Source organism: Streptomyces gilvus, from assembly GCF_022513565.1.
Classification (GTDB): Bacteria; Actinomycetota; Actinomycetes; order Streptomycetales; family Streptomycetaceae; genus Streptomyces; species Streptomyces gilvus.
The window spans coordinates 1-452 of record NZ_JAKWBE010000089.1 but is presented as its reverse complement, the minus strand read 5'-3'; the positions used below and the strand labels follow the sequence as shown (position 1 = coordinate 452).

The window sequence follows — 452 nt, the reverse complement described above, 5'->3', positions numbered from 1 at the left end:
GGAGCCGTGGGCGTTACGGGTGACCGCGGGGACGCCGGCCAGCGGGCCGTCCTCGTACGACGTGACCGCCTGCGCGCCCTCCAGCCGTACCCGTTCCGACCACAGCGTGCCGGTGCCGCCGTCGGTCAGGGAGACCTGCTCGTCGGGCAGGAGGGGGAAGAGTTCGTCGGTTCGGATGCCGAGGGTCTCGCGGAAGGCGCCCGGGTAACCGCCGAGGCGGACATGGCAGTTGGCGTCCACCATGCCGCTGTGGAAGCCGACCGCCAGAGTGCCGCCCCGCTCGGCGAAGCCGGTGAGGTTGGCCGCTCCCTCGTCGTCGATGAGATAGAGGGAGGGCGCCAGGACCAGGCGGTAGGAGGACAGGTCCGCGTCGGGGCGTACGAAGTCCACCGCCACGCCCGAGCGCCACAGCGGCTCGTACCAGGCGCGCACCAGGTCCTGGAAGTGGAGTT

At 71.7% G+C, this 452-nt stretch carries 1 protein-coding gene; it reads right to left on the bottom strand.

The genetic code is table 11. The features are described 5' to 3' along the window. A partial coding sequence (locus MKW14_RS40745; protein WP_240871845.1) for a beta-galactosidase occupies nucleotides 1-452 on the bottom strand: 452 nt, incomplete at both ends.